The 14220-nt window shown below is 38.7% G+C and carries 11 protein-coding genes, 1 other RNA gene and 1 other annotated feature; of the genes, 4 read left to right on the forward strand and 8 right to left on the reverse strand.

Going from position 1 to position 14220, the window contains the following annotated elements; genetic code table 11:
- Positions 1-69 precede the first annotated feature (69 nt).
- Genes BMX63_RS10855 through argF form a run of 3 tightly spaced genes read left to right on the forward strand, consistent with a single transcriptional unit; the run spans position 70 to position 5364 of the window.
- Complete coding sequence (locus BMX63_RS10855; RefSeq protein WP_093135330.1) at positions 70-1161, forward strand: carbamoyl phosphate synthase small subunit; 1092 nt, start codon at positions 70-72, stop codon at positions 1159-1161.
- On the forward strand, positions 1154-4393 hold the full coding sequence (carB, locus tag BMX63_RS10860; RefSeq protein ID WP_093135333.1) for a carbamoyl-phosphate synthase (glutamine-hydrolyzing) large subunit: 3240 nt from the start codon (positions 1154-1156) through the stop codon (positions 4391-4393). The genes BMX63_RS10855 and carB overlap by 8 nt, the downstream gene beginning before the upstream one ends.
- A complete protein-coding gene (gene argF, locus BMX63_RS10865; RefSeq protein WP_093135336.1) occupies positions 4390-5364 on the forward strand; it encodes an ornithine carbamoyltransferase in 975 nt (324 codons plus the stop codon). Before carB ends, argF begins: the two co-directional genes overlap by 4 nt.
- A 76-nt stretch (positions 5365-5440) precedes the next feature.
- Here the strand turns inward: argF and ssrS are convergent.
- The 4 genes from ssrS to BMX63_RS10885 form a co-directional block, all read right to left on the reverse strand.
- A non-coding RNA gene (gene ssrS, locus BMX63_RS10870) (6S RNA) lies at positions 5441-5623 on the reverse strand.
- A 92-nt stretch (positions 5624-5715) separates the two neighbouring features.
- Positions 5716-7488 carry an aspartate--tRNA ligase gene (aspS, locus tag BMX63_RS10875; protein ID WP_093135339.1) on the reverse strand — a complete coding sequence of 591 codons (1773 nt, stop codon included), beginning with the start codon at positions 7486-7488 and terminating at the stop codon, positions 5716-5718.
- Positions 7481-8770, reverse strand: a complete 1290-nt coding sequence (gene hisS, locus BMX63_RS10880; protein WP_093135343.1) for a histidine--tRNA ligase — start codon at positions 8768-8770, stop codon at positions 7481-7483. The genes aspS and hisS overlap by 8 nt, the downstream gene beginning before the upstream one ends.
- Before the next feature lie 292 nt (positions 8771-9062).
- Positions 9063-9308 (reverse strand) — a binding site (T-box leader).
- Positions 9309-9360: 52 nt separating this feature from the next.
- Complete coding sequence (locus tag BMX63_RS10885; protein ID WP_093135345.1) at positions 9361-9537, reverse strand: RNA polymerase subunit sigma-70; 177 nt, start codon at positions 9535-9537, stop codon at positions 9361-9363.
- A gap of 427 nt (positions 9538-9964) precedes the next feature.
- Between BMX63_RS10885 and BMX63_RS10890 the strand changes: the two genes are divergently transcribed.
- A complete protein-coding gene (locus BMX63_RS10890) occupies positions 9965-11008 on the forward strand; it encodes an N-acetylmuramoyl-L-alanine amidase family protein (RefSeq protein WP_093135348.1) in 1044 nt (347 codons plus the stop codon).
- Positions 11009-11356: 348 nt separating this feature from the next.
- Here BMX63_RS10890 and BMX63_RS10895 read toward each other — a convergent pair whose 3' ends face one another.
- The 4 genes from BMX63_RS10895 to dtd all read right to left on the reverse strand — a co-directional run bounded on the left by BMX63_RS10895 (position 11357) and on the right by dtd (position 14217).
- Entirely contained in the window at positions 11357-12271 is a 915-nt protein-coding gene (locus tag BMX63_RS10895) for a VOC family protein (protein ID WP_093135350.1), read from the reverse strand.
- A gap of 33 nt (positions 12272-12304) precedes the next feature.
- A complete protein-coding gene (locus tag BMX63_RS10900) occupies positions 12305-12820 on the reverse strand; it encodes an SRPBCC family protein (RefSeq protein ID WP_093135353.1) in 516 nt (171 codons plus the stop codon).
- A 162-nt stretch (positions 12821-12982) separates the two neighbouring features.
- Positions 12983-13303, reverse strand: coding sequence for an ArsR/SmtB family transcription factor (locus BMX63_RS10905; RefSeq protein WP_093135355.1), 321 nt, complete (start codon positions 13301-13303; stop codon positions 12983-12985).
- 464 nt (positions 13304-13767) lie between these two features.
- Positions 13768-14217, reverse strand: coding sequence for a D-aminoacyl-tRNA deacylase (dtd, locus tag BMX63_RS10910; RefSeq protein WP_093135358.1), 450 nt, complete (start codon positions 14215-14217; stop codon positions 13768-13770).
- Positions 14218-14220: the final 3 nt, after the last annotated feature.

A 14220-nucleotide genomic window follows, 5' to 3' on the forward strand; every position in this document is an offset into this window, starting at 1 on the left:
TACCTTTTATGTATAAAAATAAATTATAATGCATTTTTATGTATTTAGATAGAGAGGAGATGGATGTCCATGGATGAGCTAACAGGGTACCTTACGTTAAGTACTGGGGATGTCTTTGAGGGAAAATGGTTATATAAAAATGAGTATATCGAGGGAGAAATGGTATTCAATACAGCGATGACCGGATATCAGGAAGTGATGACTGATCCATCCTATGCCGGCCAAATTGTAACAATGACCTATCCATTAATAGGAAATTACGGGTGTAATAATCAGGATAATGAAAGCTGGAATCCTTCCTTATCAGGATTTGTGATTGCTTCTCCTTTTTCAAATCCCAGTCATGAGAAGGATAGACATTCATTATGGGAAATGGTGCAGAAACATCATATTCCTACCCTTTATGATATGGATACACGGGCATTAACTCGTGTGATTAGAAAACACGGAGAAGTTTATGGGAAATTCACAACAAACCCTGATGATTTTCCAGTATTAAAGAAAGTAGATTCAGATATTGTACGTAAAGTAGCTGTTCAAAAGCCATTTACCATTAAATCAAAAAGCAATACCTCGACTTCTAAAAGAATAGCCGTTATCGATTTCGGTTATAAGCATTCTATTGTGGATACATTACAGGATTTAGGCTGTGAAATTCATATCGTGCGCTTTGATATTACTTGGGAACAAATGAAAAAGATTAACCCAGAAGCTGTTGTTTTATCCAATGGTCCGGGAAATCCAAAAGATTTAGCCTATTTATTTGATAACTTGAAACCAATCATAGATTACTATCCGACACTGGGGATTTGTCTGGGACAGCAGCTCATTGCCCTTGCAAGTGGAGCTCAAACAAAACGTTTACCATTTGGTCACCGCGGTAGCAATCATCCAGTTAAGGATTTAACTACAAATAAAGTTCACATTACCTCGCAAAATCATGGGTATGTAGTGGATGAGGAATCATTAAATCAAAAGGAATGGAGAGTCACCCATCAAAATGTAAATGATCATTCTTTAGAAGGAATGGTTCACCGCTATAAACCGATTATGGCAGTACAATTTCACCCTGAAGCCCATCCTGGTCCCAGTGATTCTTTCTATATTTTCGAGCAATTTATGGCGCTTACACAAACAAAAGGAGAGAAACAGCATGCCTAGGATATCATCTATTCAAAAGGTTCTCGTTATTGGTTCAGGACCAATTGTTATCGGTCAAGCCGCTGAATTTGATTATGCGGGTACACAGGCCTGTTTAGCTTTAAAAGAAGAAGGCATAGAGGTGGTACTCGTTAATAACAATCCAGCTACGATTATGACGGATCCACAATTTGCAGATTACGTGTATTTAGAGCCTCTAACTTGTGAATCTGTGACCAATATTATTAAGCAGGAAAGACCTGATGGCATCCTTCCTACTCTTGGGGGACAGACAGGGTTAAACTTAGCTCTTTCATTAACAGAAGCAGGAGTCTTAGATAAATATAATGTGGAATTATTAGGAACATCCCTTAACTCCATACAAAAAGGAGAAGATAGGGAGCGATTTAAAGCGATGATGATGGATATGGGAAAGCCTATTGCAAAAAGTATTTCCGTAACTTCAACAAATGAAGCTGTTGAATTCGCTCATAAAACAGGCTATCCAATTATGATACGCCCCGCTTACACATTAGGGGGATCAGGCGGAGGTGTGGCTAGTGAGCAGAAAGAATTAGAATCTATCGTAAAAAACGGTCTGCTATTAAGTCCCATTCATCAAGTTTTAATTGAACAGAGTGTAAAGGGCTGGAAGGAAATCGAATTTGAAGTCATGCGGGATGCAAATGACACCTGTATTATCGTTTGCAGCATGGAAAATATCGATCCAGTTGGAGTCCACACCGGTGACAGTATGGTAGTCGCTCCTGTTCAAACGTTAACCGATCGTCAATATCAAATGCTTCGAACTACATCCTGTCAAGTCATTCGTGAATTAGGTGTTGTTGGTGGGTGCAATATTCAGTTTGCTGTACATCCTGAGCAGAATGAGTACGTAATTATTGAAGTTAATCCAAGAGTGAGCAGATCCAGTGCTCTGGCTTCAAAAGCAACTGGCTATCCGATTGCAAGAATTGCTGCAAAGCTCGCGTTAGGCTATTATCTGGATGAAGTATTAAACCCCATTACAGGGAACACTTACGCAAGCTTTGAACCTGCCATCGACTATATTGCCGTAAAGCTTCCCCGCTTACCATTTGATAAATTTACAGATGCAAGTCGGAAGCTAGGTACACAAATGCAAGCAACCGGTGAAGTAATGGCCATTGCACGTAATTTACCAGCAGCTATACAAAAGGCCATACGATCACTTGAGATTGGAGTTGATCAATTGCATTTGCCATTCATTCATTCTTTATCCAATGATCAGCTTCAACAACAGTTAGCTGAAGCTTCAGATGAACGACTATTTGTTATAGGGGAGGCACTCCGCCGAGGATATTCCGTTGAGAAATTACATGAAATAACACACATTCATCCCTATTTCTTGTATGAAATATCCGCAATCATTGAGTATGAAAAGGATCTCCTGGAACAATCCTGGGATAACATGGAAGGAAAGGATTGGTTAAAAGCGAAGCAGTATGGATTTACGAACCAAACATTAGCCCAACTTTTTTCAACTAGTGAAAAGGAAATTGCAAAAGACGTTGCTCACTTACCTGCTTATAAAATCGTAGACACCTGTGCAGCGGAATTTTTGGCCGATACTCCTTATTACTATAGTTCGTGGAATGAAGTAGATGAAGTAGAAAAGTTAAGCGGGAATCAAAAGGCAGTCGTTATTGGTTCAGGACCGATTCGAATCGGCCAGGGTATAGAGTTTGATTACTGCTCCGTACAGGCTGCTCTTTCCTTGAGAGAGCAAGGTATTGACTCCATTGTGATTAATAATAATCCGGAAACCGTTAGTACCGATTTTCATACGGCGGATCATTTATACTTTGAACCGTTAACCGCTGAAGATGTCATTTACATTATTCAAAAAGAACAGGCAGATCAAGTATTGATTCAATTCGGCGGGCAGACTGCGATTAATCTGGCAGAGGATTTGGAGAATGCAGGGATTACTATTGCAGGAACCTCCCTTTCATCTATACAGCAAGCAGAGGATCGGGATCAATTTTATCAACTGTTAACCACCGATCTCAATATTCCGCATATACCTGGAGAAACCATTCAATCCTCCAAGAATGCTCATAAAGCAGCTCAAAATATCGGCTTTCCTATTCTGGTACGTCCTTCTTATGTTATAGGCGGAAAAGGAATGACAATCTTACACAATGAAGTTCAACTAGACGAATATGTAGGGCAACTTGAAAAAGAGGTATCCAGTTCTAACATTTATCCCCTGCTTATGGATCGTTTTATCACCGGTAAAGAATTCGAAGTGGATGCTGTTTGTGATGGTTCTGACGTATTAATTCCCGGCATTTTTGAGCATGTAGAAAAAGCCGGTATCCATTCAGGTGATAGTATGGCTGTCTTTCCGGCTCCGTCGTTAACAGATAAAGAAAAGGAGACGATTCTCACTTACACGAAAAATATTTCGTCCAGGCTTAATACTAAAGGGTTAATGAACATTCAGTTTGTAATCGATGATGTAACGAAAGAAATATACGTTTTGGAAGTAAATCCAAGAGCTTCAAGGACCGTTCCAATAGCCAGTAAAGTAACAGGAGTACCTCTTATTGATTTAGCAACAAAGATTCAATTAGGAAAATCTCTTCAATCACAGCCATACAAGCTTGGTTTATATGAAGATATTCCTTATTACACTGTAAAAATACCGGTTTTCTCAACTGAAAAACTAAATGGTGTTGATCCGATAACCGGTCCCGAAATGAAGTCAACAGGAGAAGCAATTGGAATCGGAAAAGATGTTTCCCAAGCTATGGTTAAGGCCTTTCAATGGTCGGAAAATAAATTATCACCGCTTGGAAATGATGACTGCATATTGATTACTGGAAACTTATCGAAGGTTAATAACCTTGATAAGCTTTGTGAGCAATTGACAAAGACAAAAGCCAACATTGCAGCAACCTTTGAAACAGGTACCTTATTAAAAGAAAAGGGATTGAAAATAACTGAATATCTCACTATCGAAGAAGCGGAGCAAAAATGTCTGGAGAATCAATTCAACGTTCTGTTTACAAATGAAGAGCAAAATTTATTTCAACGAAAGCTTCGAAAATATGCGCTGAAAACCGGAATAAAAAGCTTCACAACGATAGAAACCTTAATCGCCTATTTGATAGCATCAACTGAATCATTGCAACAACCTATTTCGATTCAGAACTACATGAAAAAGGTTCAACATAATCACAGGGGAAAGGAGAGTGTTTATAAATGAGTTCAGCCACATCCAGTGCGACGATTGAATCCTTGAAGGACAGAGATTTTGTAACGCTTAAGGATTTTACAAAGCAGGAAATAGCAAGTTTACTAGAATTAGCAGCTAAATTAAAGCAACAGAAAAAACAAGGACTACCCCATCAGCCCTTACAAGGAAAAACGCTGGGAATGGTTTTTGAAAAATCTTCAACAAGAACACGGGTATCTTTTGAGGCAGGCATTTATCAATTAGGAGGAGTAGGACTTTTTTTAAATACACAGGATATTCAGCTGGGACGGGGAGAAACGATTGCTGATACAGCAAAAATACTATCCTCCTATTTGGATGCCATCATGATACGTACCTTCAACCAATCAACGGTTGAACAGCTGGCGAAACATGCAAGTATTCCGGTTATTAATGGTCTTACTGATTTATATCATCCTTGTCAGGTGCTGGCCGATTTACTCACTATGAAAGAACATAAAGGAAATCTCGAAGGATTAACACTAACCTACCTTGGGGATGGGAATAATATGGCCCATTCCCTTATGATTGGTAGTGCAAAAATGGGAATGAACGTTCATATTGCAAGCCCGGAGGAATATAAACCTCTTCCTGAGATTACAATACAAGCGGAGCAAATAGCTAAGGAAAATGATGGTTCCATTATGATTACTCAGGATGTTGAAAAGGCTGTGCAGAATTCAGATATAATTTATACCGATGTATGGACAAGTATGGGACAGGAGGATGAACAAGCAAAACGTACTGAAATTTTTCAGACCTATCGGGTAAATGAGGAATTGCTTAAACAAGCGAAGCCAGATGCTATTTTTATGCACTGCCTGCCAGCACATCGGGGTGAAGAAGTTACAACCGGTGTGATTGACGGAAATCAATCTGTAGTGTTTGAAGAAGCAGAAAATCGTCTGCACGCACAAAAAGCACTAATGGTCGCACTGATGGGAAACAGTTTTCCACAATGAGAATTATACTTAGATAAATGAACGAAACCCTTAGGAAATCATTCCTAAGGGTTTTAGCTGTACGTTCAGTATGTATGGCAATCCCAATCGTGCCGTCACACTGTAACGTTTTGAACCCGCTCTCGGCAGGTGGGTGCCCTGTTCCATATTTTATACTTCCACACTAAGGAGGCATGTACGCCATATGGAAACTCCAGGCTCCCTTTTACGTTGTTGTTCGGTCAAAACTGATTGGCTGTGACGAACACATCAGGATTACTTGCAAATTTTTATTGTAATTGAATGATAGCATAGGATTACGGTTCATTTCAAGACTTTATATTATGGCAGGATTACAAATCTTTAACAATTCTATTTCACTTCACGATTTGAAAGCTTTAACTTTAACTCCTTCAGCTGACTCTCATCTACTTCAGATGGGGCGTCTGTTAAGAGGTCAGATGCAGATGCGGTTTTCGGAAATAGAATCGTATCTCTTAAATTATCTCTTCCTGCTAAAAGCATGATGAAACGATCAAATCCAAGAGCAATACCTCCATGTGGAGGGGCTCCATATTGCAAGGCCTCCATTAAGAATCCGAACTGTTCATTGGCTTCCTCTTTTGTAAAGCCTAAAGCCTCAAACATTTTCTCCTGCATACTTGGTTCATGGATACGCAATGAACCGCCTCCTAATTCATAACCATTAAGGACAAGGTCATAAGCTTCAGCCTTCATTTCACCCGGAGCGTCATGAAACTTCTCTAACGCACCTGGGCTTGGCATTGTAAATGGGTGATGAGCTGCAAAGTAACGGCCTAAATCCTCATCATATTCTAATAGTGGCCAATCCGTAACCCAAAGGAAATTAAATTTTGTTTCATCAATCAGATTTAGCTCCTTGCCTAGTTTTAACCGCAGTGCACCAAGACTATCATAAACAACACTGGTTTTATCAGCAACAAATAATAGCAAGTCGCCATTTTCTACATTCATTGCTTCCTTTATGCCATGTGCCTCTTCTTCAGATAGGAACTTGGAAATTGGACCGGTTAATGAGTCTTCTTCTGCCTTTAACCAGGCTAAACCTTTAGCACCATATATTTTAACAAAATCTGTTAGCTGATCAATGTTTTTTCTTGAATAGGCTGATGCTTTCCCCTTCACATTTAGACCACTAACTTTACCACCTGATTCAACAGCACCACGAAAGACTTTAAAGCCAGAATTCTGAACAATCTCAGATATATTAGTAAGCTCCATACAAAATCGGGTATCCGGTTTATCTGAGCCATAACGTTCCATAGCTTCATCGTATTTCATTCTTGGAAATGGAGTGGGTATATCCAGGCCTTTTACTTCCTTCATCACCTGCTTCATCATACGTTCTATCATTTCCATAATATCCTCTTTGGACATGAAAGACGTTTCAATATCAATTTGAGTAAATTCCGGCTGACGGTCTGCACGTAAATCTTCATCACGGAAACAACGGGCAATTTGATAATATTTTTCGAAGCCTGACATCATTATCAACTGTTTAAAAAGCTGAGGAGATTGCGGTAAAGCATAAAACTCTCCTGGATGTACACGACTTGGAACTAAATAGTCTCTTGCTCCTTCTGGTGTACTTTTCGTTAACATCGGGGTTTCCATCTCTAAGAAATCTTCACGATTTAAGAAATTCCGAATAGCTTGTGTGGTTTGGTGACGTAATATAAATGTTTCCTGCATTGGTTTTCTTCTAAGGTCAAGATAACGGTATTTAAGGCGAATCTCTTCTGTTATATCGGACTCTTCTTCTAGAGTAAATGGTGGTGTTTTCGATTTATTAAGAATGCTTAATTCCTTTGTTTCAACCTCAAGTGTTCCGGTTTCCATATTATCATTAATGGTGCTTTCTTCTCTGGCTACCACTTTACCTGTAACTTCAATAACAAACTCACTGCGTACAGAATCTGCTTTTGCCAAAGCATCAGGACTAATGGATGGATTGAAGACAATTTGGACTAATCCTGATACATCACGGAGATCAATAAAGATTAATCCCCCAAGATCACGGCGTTTTTGGACCCAGCCCTTCAACAAAACCTCTTCACCAATATTTTCTTCCGTTAATTTACCACAATAAAAACGTTCAGTCATTCCCTGTTCCTCCTTGTACAGCCTCTTTTAAATAAGACACTACCTGATCTAGTGATTGATCACTCTGTTCGCCTGTTTCCATATTCTTAAGTGCAACTTTGCCCTCGTTTAACTCATTCTCTCCCATAACAATGACATAACGTGCTTTTAAGCGGTCTGCAGCTTTAAATTGGGCTTTCATCTTTTTATCCATATAATCCATATCGGTTTTTAATCCCTGTTTTCTCAGATTATAGAGGAGTTTAACAGCCTCTTTCTTAGCTTCATCTCCCATTGCTACTACATAGCAATCAATGGACTCATCAAAGGGAAGTGAAATATCTTCAGCTTCTAAAGCCAGTAATAAACGTTCAATACTCAGTGCAAAACCAATTCCAGGAGTTTCAGGACCCCCTAACTCCTCAACAAGGCCATTATAACGTCCACCACCAGATAATGTGGTAATGGCACCAAATCCTTCTGCATCGCTCATGATTTCAAATGCGGTATGATTATAATAATCCAATCCTCTTACTAAGTTTGGATCAACGTCAAAATCAATTCCCATTTGCTCTAGATACATTTTCACCTGATCAAAATAGTTACGTGAATCATCATTTAAATAATCCATAATTGATGGTGCGGTTTTCATAGCCGGGTGATTACGGTCTACCTTACAATCTAATACGCGTAAAGGATTCTTTTCTAAACGATTTTGACAATCCTTACAAAGTTCTTCTTTATGTGGTGTAAAATGTTCAATTAAAGCATTACGGTGGTTCGTACGACTCTCCATGTCACCAAGACTATTGATTACTAATTTTAATGACTTTAACCCTAACGTCTTATAGCAATCTAACGCAAAAGCCATAACTTCAGCATCAATAGCAGGGTCTGCACTTCCTAATGCTTCTATGCCAAATTGGACAAATTGACGCATACGCCCTTTTTGTGGACGTTCATAGCGAAACATAGGTCCGAAATAAAAAAGCTTAGTTGGTTGCTGGGGTGACCCGTGCATTTTATTTTCAACATAGGAACGTACCACTGACGCCGTACCCTCAGGTCTTAAAGTAAGGCTTCGTCCGCCTCGATCATTAAAAGTGTACATTTCCTTTTGTACAATATCGGTTGTGTCTCCCACACCTCTTTGAAATAATTCGGTGCGTTCAAAAATAGGTGTCCTAATTTCCTGGTAATTATAAGCTTTTCCTAATTCTTGCAGTTTTCGTTCGACATACTGCCACTTTTTCGTTTGTTCAGGTAAGATATCTTCTGTCCCTCTTGGAACGTTAATCATCATTGCTCCTCCTTCGATTATCTATCTTAATTCTTCATAAACTTCTTTTTAGCTATGTAAAGAAAATCCTGGCTGGCCAGCAACCCCTTTGGGTACTCATTATCTTACTAGTGAACCTTCCATAAATGAACTAAAGCAGGAAAAACTCGTATAATGATGTATGGAGGTGAAGGGAGTCTTACTAGCCGCTTTAGCATAGGATCTGGCCAAGGGACTCTGAATTTTTAATTTTTATCCGCAGAGCTTCCATTTTATCATTTCCTAAACCATTAAAAAATCCCGCCCCTTTCACTGAAGAAGGGACGGGATTTCACCCGCGTTGCCACCCTAAGTTGAAGCAAAGCCATTCCAATAAATTGGTTTTGCTTCCCCTTAATTGCCATTAACGCATGGTGACGTCCACATCTAATAAGGCTTGTCTGTTCAATGTGGAACCTCCAGAATGTCTTTCATTAAGGCAGTATGGAGAAATGCTTCCAGCCTATGGCATTTCCTCTCTATCCATCTTTTCCTTAACTACTCTTTCTTTCACAGGATTTCCGTACGTATTAATTTTGAATTGATTATAACTATAATGTTGTCGCGGACAAATGTCAAGAACGATTTAATCTTTCTTTTAAGTTTTTTACATCTTTTAGCGACAAACCAAATTCCTGAGCTAATTCCATCGAAGATTGTTCTTTTTCTGAATTCATAAAGTGATGGAAATCAATTTGAAAGATATCCTGCTCAGATAAAGAAAGTGCATTTCGGTTTCCACTTGTTCTCATTTTTTAATACCCCTCACTCATTCGTTTTATTCTTAGCTTGTTCAAAAGGAGAGTTTTATTTACAATAAATTTAAATGATTATCTCTTTTTGTTAGGCTGATTTCGTATCATTTGTTGTTTTACCAACTTCAGTCTGAACGATTAAGCTCATCCTGAGCATTATGAAGTGAAAAATAACAATCTTTTATAAAAGCCATTAATGGGAGCAAAAGTGCGCAAGACTCCTGAGGGAAAAGCGGTATATGAAGGACACCGCAGACCTATGGCAAGGCGATTTTCGGTCTATCACGGAAAGCGAGTGCACTAGAGCGAAAATCAACACCTATGTTTAACAGAGCCTTTATAAAAACAGTCTTTAGTTCATTAGCCAATTGGTTCCATAATAAAAAGCGAGGGGAAAAAATTGAGGAAAAACACTATAATAAGCTTGATAATCATCATGCTTCTTAGCATTTCAGGATTTTTAATCACTCAATCTCAACAGTCTTCTGTGTCAGCAGAAGAAGCTGTTATTACTGTAGATGATTTGAACATAAGAAAAGGACCCGGAATGGAATATGAAATTTTGGGACAAGCTAATCAAAATGCCTCTGTACAAATTCTTGATCAGTCCGGAAATTGGGCTAAAATACAATTCCAGAATACAGAAGGCTGGGTATCTCGTGATTACATTCGTAAACGTTCGGACCAGAATCAATCGAAAAAAGTCGTTCAAATTTCAGTGACCGATGCGAATGTTGGTGTTCACAGCAACCCCTCTTTAAGTAGCGAAATTATACAAAAGGTAAGTACAGAACAGTCTTTTCCGATTGTAGATGAAGAAAAAGGCTGGTACCAAATACAGCTTTCAAATGGAGATCAGGGATGGATAGGTAAATGGCTCGTCGATTCAAATCTTGATACTGATAAACCGGTAATAGGGAAAGCCAATACATTGGAAGGAAAGGTTATTGTCATTGATGCGGGACATGGCGGAGCAGATACAGGCACAATTAGTGCTTCAGGAAATTACGAGAAGTATATCACGACGATTACAGCGCAGTCATTAGAAAAAAAATTAAAAACACTTGGAGCCAGACCTGTTATGACAAGAACTGATGATACGTTTTTGACTTTAGAAAACCGTGTGGCTCATGCTCAAGCCTACCAGGCTGATGCCTTTATAAGTATTCACTATAATAGTGCACCCCAGTTTCCCAATGTAAACGGAATCGGTACATATTATTATCATGATCGACAAAAGTCGCTTGCCTCAAGTATTCATCAGAAGGTTCTTGAAGCTACTGGAGCAAAAGATCGAAAGGTTACCTTTGGTAATTTTTTGGTGATTCGGGAAAATCAACAGCCAGCGACTTTAATTGAATTAGGCTTCTTATCAAATGCCCAGGAAGAAGCTAAAATCAACACGATGACTTTCCAGGAAAAAGCGACAAATGGTATAATCCGTGGACTCATCGATTATTTTCAGTAAAACAAGAGGCTTGCTTGATGGAAATTTGTCATTAAAGCAAACAGTGAAAAAAGCACTTTAAGCTAAGTAATGTAGTTCCGAGGCATAAAACCAAACCTGTCAGGATTATTTAAAAGGCGAATTCGCATAGGAATTCGCCTTTTTGGTCATTTGATATTATAGGATTATTTGATGAACCAATTATATCCTTTAGAATTCGAACTGGATTCGCTGAATTGCTTATTGGCTAAATGAAACCGACTCACAACATGAAGTAGGATATTTGTGTTTTGCTGTTGAATTCTATGTTTAATAAAATGACGATAACCGTCTTTAAAACCAACTATTTTTATGTTACCTGCAACAATATTATCCCTTACTTTGATAGGCTTCTTTTAATTTTTCTATATCAAGTTTTTTCATTTGAAGAAATGCTTTTGTTAATCGTTTCATTTCATCGTTTGTACTGTTTGCCATCATTTCTCCCATAATTACTGGCCAGATTTGCCAAGATAGACCGTATTTATCTTTCAACCAACCACATTGTTCTGCTTTTGGATCTGAAGAAAGCTTTTCCCAGTAGTAATCAATCTCTCCTTGATTTTCGCACTGAACTAGGAGTGAAACGCCTTCATTAAATTTATAGTTATGGGATTGAGCACTGTCCATAGCAGCAAACCATTGTTTCTCCAGCATAAAATCTGTAAACATCAAAGTCCCTTCCTTATCCGGTTCCATTCCTGCTGGATAGCGAGCCATTTCCCCTCGTCTTGACTCATTGAAAATAGAAAGATAAAAGTCACTGGCTTCCTCTGCCTTACCGCACACATCTTGAACATACATCAATGAAGGTACGATAAATGGCCGTTCTTCACCATCCGGGTTTGTGAGAATCAGCTGCCATGTCAGGCCGTATTTGTCCTGTATCCATCCGTAGCGCTTACTAAATGAGTATTCCTGAAGCGGCATAAGGGGGGTACCACCTTGGGACAGCTTTTCCCAGAGCTGATCTAAATTTTCCCTCGCATACTCATCTCTAGAAGAATCAAAATTAACAAAAAAGGAAATCGAAGGATTGAATTGAAAATGAGGCCCTCCATTTATGGCCATGAATGAATATCCTGCAAGATTAAAAGAAACAAGTTTACTTTCTCCAGAGGGCGTGTCTTGAATTGTTGAGACATTGATGACCTTTGAATCCGGAAAAATGGATGTATAAAATTGAGCACCTTCTATTGCTTGCTGATTAAACCATAGATGTGGAACAATTTTTTGTTCTATCATTGATGTTCCCACCCTTTCATTTTAAATGATTTATCATTTGACCTCGTTCAGATGCTCTTCCAGACGGTTCCAGGTTTCGGTGATGCCTTGTATCATACCCATATCCATAACCGTCTTGAGGGCTTCTGCAGACATATATTCAACACGATTAATCAGTTTCGTCTTTTCACCCAGGTCGATAAATTCCAACGTAATCTCGGATGATGGCATATTTTCGTCGATATTACCATCAGCATCAGAGAAATAATCAGTGTAATTAATCGTCTCAGGTTCGATTATATCCCTGTAAACTACTTTTCCCCAGGACTCCATTCCATAATCTTCTTCTTGATTCGGGTCCATACATTTCATACAAAAATGCCATGTACCACCCGGTCGGAAGTCAATGTGGCAAACTGGAAGTTCCCAGCCAATAGGTCCCCACCAATGTTTGAGATGTTCAGGTTCTTTAAACATTTTAAACACAAGGTCACGAGGTGCTTCGATTATACGTTCTAATACCAGGACCTGATCATTCTCTATTCTTGATTTCAATTCATTGATTGACAATTTAACTCCTCCATTCAATAATATACTCTTTCTCCATCTTTCATTTTTCTCCCAGTACACAAAAGTGTTTATCCCATCACGTTTAAGAAGCTAAATCCTTTTTAGGGAAGGTCTATTATGTTTCTAAACGAAATGTTTTATTTTTTTCGCTTTATCATCATTTCAGTGGTTTTTTCCCTGTAATACATCGAGATAATCGTCCAACCGATCCATACGTGCTTCCCACTCTCGACGGTAGGACTCAAGCCACTTGTCTAACTCCTGAAATGGTTGTGGTCTTAGCTTATATATTCGACGATTAGCTACTGGATGAGCCTCGACAAGACCAGCTTCACTTAACACGTGAAGATGCTTTGAGGTTTGGGGTTGATTTAGATTTAACTTTTCTACAATTTTTCCTACTGGAAGCGGTTCGTGAAGAAGAAGATCGACGATAGCAAGACGGTTGGGATCTGCCAGTGCACTGAATATTTGTACGTTCATGGTGAATTCTCCCCTAACATTTGTTTTTTTCTTAGCAATAAGGTCATATTGTTACATTAGGAACACCACCCTCCCGCGCTTTCCACTTTATCTAGTCACACCTTGTTGTTGAAAACATTATTCCATGTAAGGAATATTCCTGTCAAGTAATATTGGACCTATTTTTCAGGACAGTACAAATTACCTGTAAAGGGTTTCAATCAGCAAATTAGCGTGTCAGAAAAAGATAAGTGGAAAAGAAAATAAAAACGCAGAGGTGCCTAATACCTCCGCGTAATTCTACACAAATATTCCTCTAAAAATATACGATTGTAATTTTTTTCTGTGCATTTAGTTTGATGTTTAAAAGGTTTGTTCTTTGTTCCAAGAAAAATCCCCTCCAGATAGACTATTAGGAACATACTATCATGCCCTCTTTTTTTCATGTCTACCTGCAGGGGTAATACCACGCAGCACTTTCTTATTTATTTACGACCATCACTATCTATGATTAATGTAACTGGGCCCTGATTGGTTAAACTAACATCCATCATCGCCCCAAACTCACCAGTTTCTACCGGAATTCCTTTGGATTCTACCAAAGAATTAAACATCTCATATAATTTTTCAGCTGGCTCTGGTTTTGCTGCTTTCATAAAATTAGGTCTTCTTCCTTTTCGGGTATCCCCATATAATGTGAACTGCGAAATGGAAAGTATTGAACCTTGAACATCCTTTAGTGAGAGGTTCATTTTGCCCATATCATCCTCAAAAATCCGTAAATTCACACATTTATCAGCTACATACTCGCAATCTGATTCATCATCATCATGGGTTACACCTAATAATACAACGAGACCATGTTCCATTTGACCTTTAATCTCTCCATCTACTCTGACATTAGCTTGATTGACTTTTTGAATAACGGCTTTCATAGG

Source organism: Salinibacillus kushneri, assembly GCF_900111405.1.
In the GTDB taxonomy this organism is placed as follows: Bacteria; Bacillota; Bacilli; order Bacillales; family Alkalibacillaceae; genus Salinibacillus; species Salinibacillus kushneri.